A 16,761-nucleotide genomic window follows, 5' to 3' on the forward strand; every position below is an offset into this window, starting at 1 on the left:
AAAACGATCTTGGATCGAAAACAAACTGCATTTTTTTAGGCGTTGCGATTGACTTCATCGGATCATGAGGTTTAAGATGGCGTGTGCCGTTTAAGATTTATAACAACAGGAGTAAATTGGGACAATAATGATGCATTGAGCTTAGGACTTTGATGAAATGAGGGATTATATATGAAAGTTGCGCTGTTTGGAGCTACGGGAACGATTGGGAAAACGATATTATGGGAGCTGATGGACCGCGGGCATGAAGTGACGGCCATCGTGCGCGACCCATCCAAAGTGGAAATGGTGCATGAACGTTTGCACGTGGAGCAGGGCGATCTGCTTAATCCGGATCAGATTGCCGATTATACGGCAGGTCAGGATGCTGTTGTGAGCGCCTACGGGCCTAAGTTTGGCGAAGAGGAAGAACTGCTCGAAGTCACGCGTTCGCTGCTGGAAGGCGTTCGCCGGGGCAAAGCGGGCCGTTTGATCATCGTTGGCGGCGCAGGAAGCCTGCTGACGGATTCCGGTGAAATGCTGATGGACACGCCCGGATTTCCGGAGGAAGTCAGAACGCTTGCCAAAGCTCATCTGGACGCCTACGGATTAATCGAAGAGTCGGACATTGCCTGGACTTATCTGAGTCCTGCGGCAACGATTACTTCGGGCAGACGTACGGGTCAATTCAGGATTGGCCTGAATCGCATGATTACGGATGATCTGGGCGAGAGTACGATTTCCGTTGGAGATTTTGCGGCAGCGCTGGTGGATGAACTGGACGATCCGAATTTTATCCAGACGCGGTTTACGGTTGCTTATTAATGAGGGAACGGCTTAAGACCGGGTTTTCGGGGTCGCACCGGGACGTTTGAATTCGCGAACGGCATCGGTGCGTGCGTAATCTCCAGTGGGCAGAAACCTGCTGCAAATCTGATAGCATATCGCTGTATCGATTGGTGCTTCGCGTAAAGGATGATGGAACCTGGGATATGCCGGTTCGCATGAAGTCTGGATGTTAATCTTCCGGGAGGGGAATTGCGTTGTATATCGTAACGGCTGAACAGATGAGGGCGGTGGACGAACATACCATCCGCGAGCTCGGCATTCCGGCCCTCAGTCTTATGGAGAATGCGGGACGTGCCATTGCCGAGGAAGTAATCCGGCTATGCCGGCAGCAGGAGGCGGGCGTATGCCAATGCCCGGAGCCGCCGCGTGGGGCGGATCGCCAGGCAGGCCGCGTGCATGGCGGTCCGCCGGGGCTTCCCGGCTTCATCGCCGCCGACCCGGCGCTCGTGATGAAGCGGCCCCGCGATCAGCATTGGTACATGCTGATCGGCAAGGGCAACAATGGCGGCGACGGGCTTGTGGCGGCGCGCCATTTGGTGGAGGCGGGGCTCGGCGTCACGCTGGTGTACGCCGATGCCCCGGAGGCACTGCGGGGCGAAGCCGCAGTGCAGCGGGATGCCGCCGCGAAGCTCGGCATCCCTGCTTTGGTCCACGGGCGCGAAGCCGTGGACTTCAGCCGGTGCACGGGCATCGTGGATGCGCTGCTCGGCACCGGCTCGCGGGGAGCGCCGCGAGACTCTTACGCGGCGCTGATCGAGGCAGCGAATGGCAGCGGCAAGCCCGTTGTGGCGGCAGATATTCCGAGCGGGCTGGATGCGGACACGGGTGAGGTGCATACGCCATGCATTCAAGCCAAGGTCACCGTGTGCCTTGCGCTCTTGAAGCGCGGACTGGTGCAATATCCGGGGGCTTCTGCCGCCGGGCGCATCGTGGTGCGTTCCATCGGTATTCCCGCGCGGCTGGCCCCGGAACACGGAGCCTCTGTACGCTTGTTGACGGAAGAGGTGCTGCGCGATGATCTCGGCGTAGATACCGGCCGTGTGCGCGTTCCTGACGGGCACAAGGGCACCTACGGCCACGTGCTGCTGGCTGCAGGCAGCCTGCCGATGAGCGGCGCAGGCCTGCTCGCGGCAAAGGCCGCGCTGCGCGCCGGCTGCGGGCTCGCCACGTGGGCGCTGCCCGCGGCACTGCTGCCGCACGTCGTCGGCAGCGTGCCCGAGGTCATGCTCGCCGCCGCAGCCGAAGGCCCCGGCGGCGAATGGAACGCGGCTTCCGCGGACGCCGTGCTGCGTCTCGCGGAGAGCCGCGACGTGCTCGCGACCGGCCCCGGTCTCGGTCGCTTCGCGGGGGACACAGGCTGGCTGCGCAGCCTGTGGCAGGGCACGGATCGTCCGCTCGTCATCGACGCGGACGGCCTCAACATGCTGGCAGACGCCGGCCCGGACGGGCCCCGCGTCTGGGGCAAGCGCCGTGCGGCGGTCGTGCTGACGCCGCACCCGGGCGAGATGGCGCGGCTGCTGCGCCTGCCGACCGCCGAGGTGCAGCGTGACCGCATCGGATACGCTGCGAGGTACGCCCGCGAGCAGGGCGTGACCCTGGTGCTCAAGGGAGCACGCACGGTCATTGCCATGCCTACCGGCGAGGCGTACGTCAACACCACCGGACATGCCGGCATGGCAACCGCCGGCGCCGGAGACGTCCTGACCGGCATCATCGCCGGTCTGCTGGCCCAAGGGCTCGGCGCGGAGCAAGCCGCTGCCTGGGGCGTGTATTTGCACGGCCTTGCCGGGGAACGCGCCGCGCAGCACCGGGGCGATCCGTCTGCCGTGCTCGCAGGCGACATCGTCGAGGCCCTGTGACGCCTGTAAAGTCGGGCCGAACAGGGTTGGTGGATCGTGCCAATGCGTTTCGTGCGTTTAATTTAAAGAGAAGAAGATGCTTCTACAGCCGATGATAACGGGTTTCAAGCCCGTTGCCTCTGAATACACATCAAAGAGACGCTTCCATCACCACACCTGTCGTGGTGGCGAAAGCGTCTCTTCTTATTGGTTCCGGACCGACTCCTTCGTTGTGATCCTGATCGTTAGGTAACCGTCCTTTCGGTACGCCTGCTCCCCGTGCCGAAGATTTCCCAAACCCGGTCGTTCCGGCACCGATTTCCCGGTTACATTTTGAACCTTGCCAGTTCCCGGTGCATCTCCGCGCTGATGTCGCGGAGCGTTTTGACCTTGTCTGCCGCCTCTTCGAACGAGCGCTGCTGCTCGGCAGCGGAGGCGGTAATTTCTTCGCTGCTGGCTGCGGATTGCTGCGTGATGGCGCTGATGTTTTCGATGGCCTGGTGCACGCGGGAACTCCATTCATGGGATTGCTGCATCTCCGAGGCCAACTGCTTGATCTGGGCGCTGATCCGCTCCGCGCTGCCTTCGATTGTTGAGAAGGATTGGCCGGTTTGTCTGGCAGCTTGTTCCTGCTGCGCAACAAGGCCGATGCTGTTCAAGACGGATCGTTTCACGTTGTCCATGGCGGTTGAAATCTCTGTCACGGCCGCATAAATATGCTGCACGGACTGTTCCGATTGCTCCGCCAATTTCTTGACTTCGCTCGCCACCACGGCGAATCCTCGGCCGGCTTCGCCCGCCCGCGCCGCCTCAATGGAAGCGTTCAGCGACAACAGCGTGGTCTGGGAAGCGATGTCGGACACGTAGCCTGTCATCGTTTCGATCCGTGCGGCGCTGTCCTCCAGCTCCCGGAAGGTCTGCTCGACTTCCGCCATCGCTTTTTGGTTGACCTCGCTGAGTTTGAGCTGTTCCTGCATGAATGCTCGGCCGTCCGAAACCGTGCTTAACACTTCATTCCCGTATTCCGCCGATTGCGAGGTGGATTGCAGGCTGTTGTCGAACGTGTGCTGCATCTGTTCAACGATCATGACGGTTTCGGCCAGATCCTCGGCGATTTTCTGGCTGCCGATGGACAGTTCCTCCGTCGTACGGGTCACCTGCTGCACGATGGCCAGCATCGTGTCATTGCCGCGGTCAATGTCCTGCGCCATCGCATCCACCCGATTGCCTGCGGCGCCGATCGACTCGACCATGCTCCGAATGCTGTCGATCATGACCCGGAAGGAGGCGCTAAGCTCATCCAGCTCATCTTTTCCGCGGGTCGCCGCCAATTGGACGCTCAGATCGCCTTGGGCGATCCGTCCGGCAGCATCTTTAAGCACACGCATGCGTCCTGCCAATCGGCGGGAGGTGAAGAAGTTGAACAGGGTGACGGTGATGATCAGGAAAATTCCCCCTGCCAGCGCGATTTTCCATGTATCATCGATATCCTTGTCCAGTTGGGCAGTAAACTGCTCATAACGCTCGCGCGTGAGCTCATCCAGCATATAAATGTCATTCTGGATGCCTTTCACCCTTGAGCTGTAACGTTTGGCTTCCGTGCTGTCCTGGGCATTCATGGCTTGAGTTGCGCCCTCGCCCAGCGCGGTCAGCTTCTCCTGAATGGTTCCGATCAGGCGCATCTGCTCCTCCGTTTGCAGCAGCTCTGCCGCGAGCTGGTCCGCCAGCTGTTTTCCTTCGTCCAGCAAACGCAGCACAGCGTCCTGATTGGCTGCCGACATGGAGGTGGAGTAAACGTCCAGCGCCTGCGCCGTCTGCAGCTGGTTGGCATCCAGCTCGGAAACTTTAAGCATGGCAGGCACCAGATTTTGATTGCCGGCATTCATGCCGAGCAGTTGGAATATGATGTAGGCCACCAATACGAGGGATGCCAGCATTGAAAATAACGCATAACCGATCAGCTTGCCTTGAAGCTTCATAACATATGCCCCCATTGTTGAGTATTCACGTGCTTTGTCCTTATTGGTTACGACTGCTGCCTTGTTCAAGGGCTAAGCGTAATTTTGGTCTCGCCTGAAGCAATCTTTGCTTTCTGGTCTTCAAATTGTTTCTGCTGCTCGTCGCTCAAGGTAATATTGTGAAGCGCCGTGATGCCGATGCCGTTTTCAGCCAAGCCGTATACCATGACCTTTTGCGGGAAAGTGTTGTTGTTCTCTTTATATGTAGCGATGGCATTGCGGATGGAGACGTCCACGTTTTTGAGCATGGAGGTCAAAATCGCTTTTTCAGCCAAAAAGAATTGATCCGTATCTACGCCGATGGCATGTTTTCCCGCCTGCTGAATTTCGGTAAGAGCGCCCACGCCGGTCAAGCCTGCGGCAACGTAGATCACATCTGTGCCTTGGTCCTGCATCATTTGGGAAGCGATCTGTGCTCCCAGCTCGGGTTTGCCAAAATCGCCGGCATACACAGCATGAACGCTGGCATCCGGGTTGACGGCATGTACGCCTTGTTCGAAGCCTTCCTGAAAATCATGCAGCACCGGGATGTCCATTCCGCCCAAAAAGCCAACGTGGTTATCCTTGGTGGCAAAGCCGGCAATCATGCCTGCCAGATAACTGCCTTCCTCCGCTTTGAACTTAATGGAATTGATGTTGGGGAGTTCGGACTCGCCGTCTATCATCAGGAAGGTCTGATCGGGATATTTTTCCGCCACCTTTTCCAAATCGGCTTTGACCGTATCGGTCAAGGCGATGATCAGGTCCATTTTTTCTTGTGCAAATTGCTCGAAAGCCTGCTCTGGCGTCAGGCCGTTGGCAGGTTCCTTATAGTCAAAAATGATGTTGCCTTCATTCCGTTCCTGAATCAGTCCGTCAAAGGCAGAGTCGTTAAATGAGCGATCGCCAAGCCCGACTTCGGTCAGGACAACGCCAACCTTAATCCGGTTTTCCTGCGTGCTTCCGTTCGTCGAGCCATCGGGTGCGGAGCATGCCGTCAAAAGCAGCATAACGGCAAATATGTTCAGTACCAACACAGGAGAAATCCATTTTTGTTTTTTCATGGCCGGGTCCTCGTTTCTTTTCAAAATGTCTTGGGTGATGAATGAGTATACTTCTAGAACTATATCGGTAAAGTCCGGAAGGATTTTCATTGTTTTATTGAAAAATTACGCAAATAGTTCAATTTTCATGGAAATAATCATTGGATTTTACAGAGGGGCGGTATTTCAAATGTTGAATTTGGTCAAAAATAAAAAAAGATCCCGAACCGTTTTCTCAAACGGGGGATCTTTTGATTTACAAGACGAGTACCGGAGCGTCACCAGGCCGCAATGGTACCATCGGTTCGGCTCTCGGTGCCGCCGCATAAAACGCCGTTGTCCGGATTGCGCCAGATGATCTGGCCGCGTCCGAAGGTGGAGGAATCGAGCGCGACCTGAATGTCATGGCCCTTTCGGGCAAGCGCCTGGGCAATGTGCTGCGGGAAGCCGGGCTCCACCATGACCGTCCTGCCCTTGGTCCATTGCCAGCGCGGTGAGTCCAGCGCAGCTTGCGGATTCAGGTGAAAGTCCAGCGTATTCATAATGACCTGCACATGGCCCTGGGGCTGCATGAAACCGCCCATGACCCCGAACGGGCCGACAGCCTTGCTGCCGCGGGTGAGAAAACCGGGAATGATGGTGTGGTAAGTGCGTTTGCCGGGTTCCAGCCGGTTGGCGTGAGAAGGATCTAGGGAAAAGTTGTGCCCCCGGTTTTGCAGCGCGATGCCTGTGCCCGGCACGACGATGCCGGAGCCGAAGCCCATGTAATTGCTTTGGATAAAGGAGACCATGTTGCCTTCGCCATCCGCGACGGCCAGATATACGGTGCCGCTTGCCTGCGGGTCGCCGGCTTCAGGAAGGCGGGCCGTATCGCCGATCAGCTTCCGGCGCTCATCCGCATAGGTTTCGGATAACAGCTCCTGAATGGTTACTCCCATTTTTCCGTGATCGGTAATATATTTCTCTCCATCGGCAAAGGCAAGCTTCATCGCTTCCAACTGACGGTGGTACGTCAGCACCGATTCCTTCTCTTCGAACGCGAAGCCCTTCAGCAAGTTCAGCGCCGACAGCGCGATGAGTCCTTGCCCGTTCGGCGGAATCTCCCAAACGTCATACCCGCGGTACGAGACGGAGATGGGCTCGACCCACTCCGGTTTGAACGAAGCCAGGTCGTCTCTTGTCATATAGCCGCCATGCTCTGCCATGAATGCATGCATGCGTTCCGCCAGCCCGCCTTCGTAGAAATCGCGTGCATCGCTTTCGCCAATCTGTCGCAAGGTGGTCGCATGATCCGGCGAACGCCAGATTTCGCCGGAAGCAGGTGTACGCCCGCCCGGTGCGAAGGTTTCGAACCATGCGCTGCCTTTAAGCACCTCTCCTTGCGAAGCATAGATCCCGGCTGCCCTTGCCCAGTTGCGCGCCAGACCTGGTGGCAGGGGGTAACCCTCTTCCGCATAGCGTGCTGCAGGCTCGAGTGCTTCCGCCAGCGTCAGCCGCCCGAAACGCCGGCTGAGCTCGGCCCAGCCAGCAGGCGCGCCGGGAACGGTTACCGGGACGACGCCAAGTTTCGGCATTTCGGTGTAGCCGGCACTTGTGAGGGCTTCAATGGATAGGGTCCCGGGGGCCGGGCCGCTGGCATTCAGGCCGTACAGCTTGCCGCCCGTCCAGACCAGCGCAAAGGCATCGCCGCCGATGCCATTTGAAGCCGGCTCCAGCACGGTTAATGCGGCAGCCGTTGCCACAGCTGCATCCATGGCGTTGCCGCCCTGTTTCAGAACGTCCAGTCCGGCTTGTGCCGCCAAAGGCTGCGAAGTGGCGACCATGCCCTTATTGGCGTAAACGGGAACCCGATGTGACGCAAACGGCTGGTAAAGGGGATCAAAGTTCATCGAATGGTTCATCTCCTTGTCGCGAAATGTCAGCTTTCGGCCTGTCGAAGGCTTTGGTTCCTGAACCTTTTTCGCAGCCGGGGAACCGAACTCCTGCCTGAACTTCAAATCCGTTTGCTCAGGTAGTTACCATATCCCCGCCGTTGACGTGAATGCATTCGCCGGTGACATAGGAAGAGTCGCGAGATGCGAGATAGACATAAGCTGCCGCAAGCTCATAGGGTTGACCTGCCCTGCCCATCGGCGTTTCCGTGCCGAACACTTCGACATCCTCGGCGGAAAAGCTGGACGGAATGAGCGGTGTCCAGATCGGGCCGGGCGCGATGGCATTGACCCGGATGCCCTCGGCCGCGAGCGATCTCGCGAGCACGCGCGTCAGCGAGACGACGGCCCCTTTCGTGGAAGAGTAGTCAATAAGCCGGACGTCTCCCTTATAGGCCGTGATGGAAGCGGTATTGATGATGGAGGCTCCCCTTTTCATGTGGGGGTAAGCTGCCTGAATCAGGAAAAAGTAGGAAAATACATTGGTTTGAAACGTGTGATACAGCTGTTCCTCGGTAATATCGACGATGCTTGGCTGCGTATACTGTACTCCATGATTATTCACGAGAACGTCGATGCTGCCGAATGCGTCCATCGTGGCACGGATGACCGCTTCACAGTTGACTTTCAGCCTCAGGTCGGTCTCGACCAGCAGGCAGCGCTGCCCCAATTCCTCGATGCGGTGTTTCGTCCATTCGGCATCCGTTCGTTCGTACAAATAAGCAATGACGATGTCGGCGCCTTCCTTGGCAAAGGCGATGGCCGCCGCCCTGCCGATGCCGCTGTCTCCTCCGGTGATGATCGCAACCTTGCCTTGCAGCTTGCAGCTTCCGATGTAAGCCGGATCTTCGCTGATGGGTTCGGGCACCATCAAGGTTTCGAGTCCGGGCTGAACGTTCTGATGTTGGGGCGGGAACGCCAGCTTTTGCTCTTTGCAGACCGTTCTTTCGCCGTGAAAAGGATAGACCGGGTTCATACGCGTTGCATCCTCCTCGCACTAAGGTTATATGCCTACACTATGCATTCGCCCATGGGATGGTGTGAGGACGAGAAAGAGGGGTTTGTTTTTTGACCAAAATATTCCATAATAAAGATAACCAAGACCATGGAGGTGTCAGGAGCCCAATGAACATTCAGGGAATCAATCATCTGTGCTTTTCCGTATCCGATTTGGAACGATCCATTGCTTTCTATGAGCAGGCCCTTGGAGCCAAGATCCTGGTAAAAGGCCGCAAGCTGGCCTATTTCGAACTTGCAGGCCTCTGGGTTGCCTTGAATCAGGAGGATGTGATCCGCAATTATACGGAACGAACCTATACACATATTGCATTTACGGTAAAAGAAGAAGAGTTCGAGGCATCGGTACAGGAACTGAAAGCCGCCGGCGCAAAGATTCTCCCTGGAAGAGAACGTGATCCGCGGGATGCGATGTCGGTGTACTTTACCGATCCGGACGGCCATCTGTTCGAATTGCATACCGGCACCATGGCCGAAAGGCTGGCCTATTATCGCGAAGAGAAGCCTCATATGACCTTTTATACGGAGTCATGAAGAATGCAGGCTTCCTATGCCATGCGGGGAATCGCAAATATACACGAATCTTCTATTTTGTTAGCATGGCGGCGGAATGATTTTAGCGGATAGCTTACACAGGTATTGTGGTAACAGGTAACTTCCATATATTATGACTAATAGATTCCTAATTTACCACTGTTCAACTGGTGAGCCATTATGGAGGAGGTTGGTCATGCTTACTTTCCCGAAACCCGATGTGGAGCAATTTTTTCAGACGTACCGCATTTCGCATTTTGCCGTATCTTCCGACGAGAAGCGTTTGTTTTTCGACAGCAATCTGAATGGAAATCCGAATTTGTGGGCGATGGACCTGCCTGGCGGGTTTCCATACCCACTGACGTACCTGAACCAGAGCAGCCAGTTTATCAAAGCCGATCCGCAAGGACGCCATTTGCTCACCGCCTTCGACAAGGATGGGGACGAGAGTTATCACCTTTATGCCTTGCAGCCGGAGGGCGGCGCTCCGTTACCTGTCGTACCCGCGGGGCCGGGGGACCGCTGTTATTATGTAGAGCTGTCCGAGGACGGGGAACGTCTCTATTACATCACAAGCGCCGGCAATCCGAATTTCCTGGATTCCAGGATCATGAACTTGCGGACGGGAGAAGACGCGTTGCTGCACAAGGGTGAAGGAACGACCAGCATGCTGGCCGCTGTAAGCCCGGATGAGAACAGCCATGTGGTCATCAAAATATACTCCAATACGTACCAGACGGCCCATCTATACAGGAATGGGAAGGAACAAGCCGTTTTGCCTGCATCGGAACGCCAGAGCCAGGTTCCGTATGTTCTTTTTGCCGACAATGACCGTTTGCTGGTGATCACGAACGACAACGAATCGTATTCCTATGTTGCCGAATATCGGGGCGATACGGGAGAATTCCGCCAGTTATGCCGGGTGGAAGGCGAAGACGTGCAGAGCATTGCATGGCATAAGGCATCCAAGACGCTTTATTTCTGGACGCTCAAAGGAACCGAGAATCGGATGTATACGCTGGGCGAGGGGGAAGAACAACCGAAACAGGTGGATATGCCGCTGGACTTCGTGGAACAGTCGCTGGTTACGAAGGCAGGGAATGTATACGTCCTTGGACGCGGAGCCATCCAGCCGCATAACATTTATCGCCTGATGGCGGGGGAAGAGAAATGGCAGCAGCTTACGTCCAACCGGGTCACCGGACTGCATCCGGAAAATCTGGTGTATCCGGACGTCGTTCGTTATGAATCCTACGATGGATTGGAGATCGAAGCCTTGTTGTTCAAAGCCAAGCCGGAGAACGCCAACGGGCATACCGTGTTTTGGCCGCATGGCGGTCCCCAGGCGTCCGAGGCGAAGTTTTTTCGCCCGATGTTCCAATTCATGCTGGCCCAGGGCTATCATATTTTCGCGCCCAATTTCCGGGGCAGCACGGGATATGGCGCGGAGTTCGTGAAAATGGTCGAACGGGACTGGGGAGAAGGTCCGCGTCTGGATTGCGTGGCCGGGATGGAATGGTTGTTCAGCGAAGGAATATCCTCGCCAGACCGACTGTTCGTCGTGGGCGGCAGCTATGGCGGATACATGACTTTGCTGCTTGCAGGCCGCCATCCCGAGTATTTCCGGGCAGCCGTGGACATATTCGGGCCTTCCAACCTGTTCACGTTCATTGAATCCGTACCCGACGACTGGAAGCCGCTGATGGACAATTGGCTTGGCGATCCGGTTCGCGACCGCGAGCGATTGACCAAGGATTCCCCGATAACGTATCTCGATCAGATGAGAAACCCGATGCTGGTGATTCAGGGAGCCAACGACCCGAGAGTGGTCAAGGCCGAATCCGACCAGATCGTGGCTGCGCTGCAGGAGAAAGGCGTGAACGTGGAATATATCGTGCTGGATGACGAAGGACATGGTTTCTCCCGCAAAGAAAACGAAATTTTCGTATATCGGCGCATGCTGGAGTTCCTGCAGAGACATCAGGAGGCGGCGGTACCGCTTCAAAGCTAGGGACGAGGCAGAGAAAATGTCCTCATACCAATAAACGGCACCGGCTGGTCTGACAGATTCGTCAGCACCTTGCCGGTGCTGTTTGCCGTTTCTATGGCCGAGGTTCAACAGGTCGTCCGCTCAGGGGGGATGATGGGATCCTTCAATCCATGCTCCGAAACAGAAGATTTTTACTGCACTAATGGCCTTAATCCTCGATATCTTCGCCTTCGTCTCCCTCATCAAACACGCTGTCATCCACCAAGCCGCGAATGAAGGCTTCGAAATTCGGCGCAAGGTAGGTGATCTCGTAATCGTCTTCCTGGTCGACGTGTACGACCGAAGGCTCGCCTTCCGGCCCGCAGAGACGGTAATCCAGCATGACGACGTCATGGCCCGCGGACGGGCAATCGCAAATGACGATGCCAAGATCGGGATATCCCCATTCTTCGATCATGAAACGGCTGCCCAGGCCACCTCCAAAGGAATGGGACCTGTCTCGGCGGATGCCGTGAATGTCCGTTATGGCAATATGGTCTTCGGCCCAGGATGTCGCTTCTTGGGTGGGAAAAGAGGTGCGCGACGGCGTGCCGCCGTTTTGCGATTTCATGAGGGCGATGTAGGCCGCGGGAATTGTATATCCGAGTTCTTGCTCAATGGACCGAACCACGGCTTCGTCCACCGGTTCAGAAATTTCATTTGCTCGTGCATACTCGTTTCCTCTCCAGAATGAAGCAAGGTCGAACCCTTCGAACGGCAAGGCGCTCCCATGTTTCTGTTTCCAGATGGCCGCATCCAGTTTGCAACGCTGCTGATCCCGGATCATTTTCTCTGCTTTGGGACGAATATATTCGATGTAATCGAGCGTATCTTCGTCGCCCGGCTGCAGCCTGTTCGCTTCACGGAAAGCATGCAGTGCCTGGTCATACAGCCCCAGATGATGATAGGCGAAGCCCAGCCGGAAATGCCAAAGCGGATCCTGCTTACCTTCGTCGGCAACGGATAACAGCTGTTGGATCGCTTCCCGGTAGCGCTCGTCATTGTTATATGCCCGGGCAAGCTGGCTGATCAGCCCATAGCCGCGCTCTTGTACCGGGACTTGCTGAATTCGTTCGATAATCCGGCTGTATTCGTCATTGTCGTGCCAGTCGTGAAGCTGTGCAAGAAGCTCTTCATGATCCATGATGAGGCCCCATTTCGTTGAAAGATGTGAATCCCTTCCATTATACTGCAGCTTGTTCGCTTTACTCAAAATGAAGGGAGGGAAACGTGGCCGCGCCTACGATTGTATGTGATCGCTGTAACGATCCAATGAAAGTGGGATCGACAAAAAAACGGATGAAATCCTATTCCGGGATTTCATCCGTTTTCTATTCTGCCAAGTCAGGCATGGGCAAGCCGATGTTGACTGAGTTTTACAAATCGTCGAACCCGTTGTCGTCGCCGACTTTGCCGTAGTTGCGGGATTTGGCTTCGAAGAAGTCTGTTTTGGTTGCGTTCAGCGCTTCGTCGGAGAATGGTTTGATCCAAGGCATGCAGTTGACGTCAACGCCTTCGTACGCTTTTTCCATGCCCATCAGGCGCAGGCGTTTGTTGGCGATGTATTTGATGTAATCGGAAAGCTCGTTCAGGTCGATGCCGTTTACGTTGCTGAGCGTGTAATGGGCCCAGTTGGTTTCGAGCTGCACGGCACGGTCGATCGTTTTGTAGACGTAGTCCATGTTTTCCGCTGTGTTCAGTTCTGGGAAGTCTGCGAGCAATTGTTTGAACACTTCGGCGAAGAAGTAGCAGTGCTGGTTCTCGTCGCGTTGGATGTACGAAATCATTTGGCTTGTCGCCATCATTTTCTGGTCACGGGCCAGGTTGTAGAAGAAGGCAAACGTGCTGTAGAAGAAAATACCCTCCAGAATGAGGTCTGCAACCATCGCCTGGAAGAACGTCTGCGGAGACGGTTCGTCCCGGAAGCTTTGATAGATGTCGGAGATGAACTGGTTGCGTTCCAGCAATACCGGATCATGTTTCCAATACTCGAAAATTTCCTTTTGTTCTTGCTCGGATACGATGGAAGAAAGCACGTAGGAGTAGGATTGGTTATGAACCACTTCCTGCTGCCCGATAATCGCCGAGATCGCTTCGAGCGAGGAATCGGTGAAGTAGCGTTTCACGTCGCCCACAAACATCGTTTGCATGGAGTCCAGCACCGCAAGCAGGGAAATGTTGATCTTGAACGTACGCTGCTCCTCGGGGTCCAGCTGCGCGAACTGGGAAGCATCCTTGGACATCGGGATTTCATCCGCGATCCAGTGATTCAGGAGCAAAACCTTGTACAATTTGTACATGTGAGGCATCCGAATGTCATTCCAGTTCAGAATGCCCGAGCATTCACCTTCGATAATGCGGGTCGATTGGTTGGGGGCTTCCGTATTGAAAATTTTCTGTAATTGCATGAAACGATTCACTCCTTAAAAAATCTATTTCAACATCCGGGTGGATGCAATGATCCGGTTTTGGGCAAAAAAACAACCAGGGCAGCGCCGGTTTGCAAAGAAAACAGGGTGCCCTGGAGGTTATCGTAACTCAGGGATAATTCATTAATCAGCTAGCGCAGGATTCGCATTCTTCGATGGTCAATGCGCGGCTGCGGACGTAATAGGTTGATTTCAGACCGGCTTTCCAGGCATGCAGATGCAGGTCCAGGAATTCGGTTGCTTTGATGTCCGGACGAACGTACAAGTTGAAGCTTTGGCCTTGGTCCACGTGGCGCTGGCGGGCCGAGGCCATGTTGATCGAAGCATGCTGATCCACCATGAACGCCGTTTTGTAGTACCAGATCGTTTTTTCGGACAGATCCGGTGCCGGGTTGGCGATTTTGTACGTCGTTTTCTCTTCGTAGGACAACAGCTCATAGAGCGGGTCGATGCTGGCCGTCGAGCCGGCAATGATGGACGTCGAGCCGTTCGGCGCGATCGCGAACATCCACGCATTGCGCACGCCGTTCCGCTGCACTTCGGCTTGCAGTTCTTTCCATTGCTCCGTCGTTACGAATTCGCCGACGCGGTTGCCTGTCGTGTAATCACGCTGCTCGAAATATTGCCCGCTTTCCCAGTCGGAGCCTTTGAATTTCGGATAATGTCCTTTTTCCTTGGCCAGTTCCATGCTGGATTTCACGAGCAGGTAGTTGATTTTTTCGTACAGGTTGTCGTTGTAGGTCACGGCTTCGTCGGACTCCCAACGGATGCCTTCCAGGGCAAGCAGATGGTGCAATCCGAATGTTCCAAGGCCCACGGCACGATATTGGCTGTTCGTGTATTGGGCTTGCAGCACTTCGATATTGTTGATGTCGATCACGTTGTCGAGCATGCGAACCTGGATCGGAATCAGGCGCTCCAACACATTATGAGGCACGGCGCGTGCCAAGTGGATGGAGTTCAGGTTGCATACCACGAAATCGCCGGGAACTTTTGAAATGACGATGCGCGTTTGGCCGTCCTTCGTGACGAGTTCTTCTTTTTCCACGACGGTTGCCGATTGGTTTTGCATGATTTCCGTGCACAGGTTGGAAGAGTATACCATGCCGTGTGCGCGGTTCGGGTTCGCGCGGTTGACCGTATCGCGATAGAACATGTAAGGCGTGCCGGTTTCAAGCTGGGACTTCATGATACGTTTCATGATGTCGATCGCTTGTACCGTAATGCGGGACAGCAACGGATGGTTGACGGCTTCCTCGTACTTCTCGCGGAATGTACCTTGGCCAAACGTTTCATCGTAGAAGTCTTCCAACCCGAGTGCACGTCCGTTTTCGTCTTTCCATCCCATCACTTTCTTCACTTCGTGCGGGCAGAACAGGCTCCACTCGCCACGCTGCTCGACACGTTCCATGAACAAGTCAGGAAGACATACGCCGTGGAATACGTCATGCGCACGCATACGCTCGTCCCCGTTGTTCAGCTTCAGGTCAAGGAAGGCGAGAATGTCTTTGTGGAATACGTCCAGATAAACGGCGATTGCGCCTTTCCGCGTACCGAGCTGATCCACGCTGACGGCTGTATTGTTCAACTGGCGAATCCATGGGATGACGCCGGAGCTTGTGTTTTTGTGTCCGCGAATGTCGGAGCCGCGCGCTCTGACTTTGCCGAGGTAGACGCCGATGCCGCCGCCCATTTTGCTGAGACGTGCCACGTCGGTATTGGAGTCGAAGATGCCTTCCAGCGAGTCATCCACGGTATCGATGAAGCAGCTGGAGAGCTGTCCGGCTACCTTTTTGCCGGCATTGGACATCGTTGGCGTCGCTGCCGTCATGTACATGTTGCTCATTGCCCAGTACGCTTCTTTGACCAGGTCCATGCGTTTCTCGGCTGGTTCCTGGTGCATCAGGTACATGGCGATGACCATGTAACGCTCTTGCGGAAGTTCCATGACTTTGCCGTCAAAATCATGGGCGAGGTAACGTTCTGCCAGCGTAAGCAGGCCAATATAGTCGAACAGCAGGTCATTGCGGTAGTCGATGCAGTCTGCGAGCTCGTCGATCTGCTCTTTGGTATAACATTCGAGCAATTCTTCGCGGTAGATGCCCTTTTTCACCAGATCTACGATCAACGGGTAGAAAGCACCGTACGGCTCGTCCGGATAGGATTTGTAGCGGCGGTTGTTGGCCGCTTTTTTGTACAGGGAAGTGAGCAGGGAACGCGCTGCGGCGAATTTCCAGTTGGGTTCCTCTTTGCTGACGAGCTCCAAGGCGCTCATCATAAACGCGGAACTGATTTCGTCCCCGGTGACCTCGTCGCGGCGAAGCTTGCTGTTCACCCCGCGTACCAGGCGCTCCTTGTCGAGCATCTCCAAATCTTGCAGAATGCGGTCGGCATAGACCGAAATGCGCATGTCGTCAAAGGCCAGCTGACGATTGTTCGGCTTGGTCACAACTTGTGGCATGGATATTCCTCTCTTTCATACGGTCAAAGTGTTTTGGAAAATTCTTATGTTAAGAATTGAGTTGTTACGATGTGGTGTAGCTGCTAATTCGTGCTGTTTCGTATGCGGACAAAATGGCTGCTGCAATGGCTATTCAAATGCTTAGGCAGCAAGTTGCGGGTAAGGCAGTGCACGGTGCATGTCCATACAAAAAGCATTCTCCCTGCCTCACGGCCGAAAATGCTTTCTGATGTCCGGCTGTCCTCTTCATGCCTCCAAAAAGCTGGTTAACACAGGGACACCGTATGTAAACAGTGCTGGTGCCAAAATATGATGTAAGCCGATGGACTTGGCCAGTCCAAACAGCCCCGGTGCCTCGAGGTCGACTCTGTTCGTGGAGAGCAATGCGCACCTGCCAAAGATGTCTTTGTAGGTAGTCCCATTTTTGTTTCTCGCGAACCTGCAGAAGTAGACTCATAGAAGCGGGGTTATAACATTTCACTACATTTTGTTGCTGCTATCCTAATGTAACCCAACATATAGTGTTTGTAAACAGGACGATAAGCCAAAACGTAATTCCGAGTATATCATATGAAGCCTCAATACCGCAAAGGAAAAGGACTGGAAGATTTGCGGATTGCCCAAAAAAAATTTTCGTCAAAAGAGGGTGACGTT

The 16,761-nt window shown here is 55.1% G+C and carries 11 protein-coding genes; 4 read left to right on the top strand and 7 right to left on the bottom strand.

Annotated elements, in window-relative coordinates:
* The first annotated feature begins 171 nt into the window (after window positions 1–171).
* Window positions 172–804, top strand: coding sequence for an NAD(P)-dependent oxidoreductase (locus RSX24_RS26855; RefSeq protein WP_343262280.1), 633 nt, complete (start codon window positions 172–174; stop codon window positions 802–804).
* Window positions 805–1,022: 218 nt separating this feature from the next.
* Window positions 1,023–2,687, top strand: a complete 1,665-nt coding sequence (locus RSX24_RS26860) for an NAD(P)H-hydrate dehydratase (protein ID WP_343262281.1) — start codon at window positions 1,023–1,025, stop codon at window positions 2,685–2,687.
* Between the two features lie 305 nt (window positions 2,688–2,992).
* Here the strand turns inward: RSX24_RS26860 and RSX24_RS26865 are convergent, their stop codons facing one another.
* The 4 genes from RSX24_RS26865 to RSX24_RS26880 all read right to left on the bottom strand — a co-directional run bounded on the left by RSX24_RS26865 (window position 2,993) and on the right by RSX24_RS26880 (window position 8,613).
* Window positions 2,993–4,645, bottom strand: a complete 1,653-nt coding sequence (locus RSX24_RS26865; protein ID WP_343262282.1) for a methyl-accepting chemotaxis protein — start codon at window positions 4,643–4,645, stop codon at window positions 2,993–2,995.
* Between the two features lie 65 nt (window positions 4,646–4,710).
* A complete protein-coding gene (locus RSX24_RS26870; protein WP_236417558.1) occupies window positions 4,711–5,727 on the bottom strand; it encodes a BMP family lipoprotein in 1,017 nt (338 codons plus the stop codon).
* A gap of 257 nt (window positions 5,728–5,984) precedes the next feature.
* A complete protein-coding gene (locus tag RSX24_RS26875) occupies window positions 5,985–7,595 on the bottom strand; it encodes a gamma-glutamyltransferase family protein (RefSeq protein WP_343262283.1) in 1,611 nt (536 codons plus the stop codon).
* Window positions 7,596–7,713: 118 nt separating this feature from the next.
* Window positions 7,714–8,613: a glucose 1-dehydrogenase gene (locus tag RSX24_RS26880; RefSeq protein ID WP_236417556.1), complete on the bottom strand. Its 900-nt coding sequence runs from the start codon at window positions 8,611–8,613 to the stop codon at window positions 7,714–7,716.
* 149 nt (window positions 8,614–8,762) lie between these two features.
* Here RSX24_RS26880 and fosB point away from each other — a divergent pair, with 149 nt between their 5' ends.
* Window positions 8,763–9,188, top strand: coding sequence for a metallothiol transferase FosB (gene fosB / locus RSX24_RS26885; RefSeq protein ID WP_236417555.1), 426 nt, complete (start codon window positions 8,763–8,765; stop codon window positions 9,186–9,188).
* 196 nt (window positions 9,189–9,384) lie between these two features.
* Window positions 9,385–11,199 (top strand): S9 family peptidase, encoded by a 1,815-nt coding sequence (locus tag RSX24_RS26890; RefSeq protein WP_343262284.1) that lies wholly within the window; start codon window positions 9,385–9,387, stop codon window positions 11,197–11,199.
* A 187-nt stretch (window positions 11,200–11,386) separates the two neighbouring features.
* Here RSX24_RS26890 and RSX24_RS26895 read toward each other — a convergent pair whose 3' ends face one another.
* The 3 genes from RSX24_RS26895 to RSX24_RS26905 form a co-directional block, all read right to left on the bottom strand.
* Window positions 11,387–12,361 (bottom strand): SMI1/KNR4 family protein, encoded by a 975-nt coding sequence (locus tag RSX24_RS26895; protein WP_339275840.1) that lies wholly within the window; start codon window positions 12,359–12,361, stop codon window positions 11,387–11,389.
* A gap of 232 nt (window positions 12,362–12,593) precedes the next feature.
* On the bottom strand, window positions 12,594–13,625 hold the full coding sequence (locus tag RSX24_RS26900; RefSeq protein ID WP_236417551.1) for a ribonucleotide-diphosphate reductase subunit beta: 1,032 nt from the start codon (window positions 13,623–13,625) through the stop codon (window positions 12,594–12,596).
* Between the two features lie 148 nt (window positions 13,626–13,773).
* Window positions 13,774–16,107: a ribonucleoside-diphosphate reductase subunit alpha gene (locus RSX24_RS26905; RefSeq protein ID WP_339275842.1), complete on the bottom strand. Its 2,334-nt coding sequence runs from the start codon at window positions 16,105–16,107 to the stop codon at window positions 13,774–13,776.
* Window positions 16,108–16,761 lie beyond the last annotated feature (654 nt).

This window comes from Paenibacillus hubeiensis (assembly GCF_032334105.1).
Taxonomy (GTDB): Bacteria; Bacillota; Bacilli; order Paenibacillales; family Paenibacillaceae; genus Paenibacillus; species Paenibacillus hubeiensis.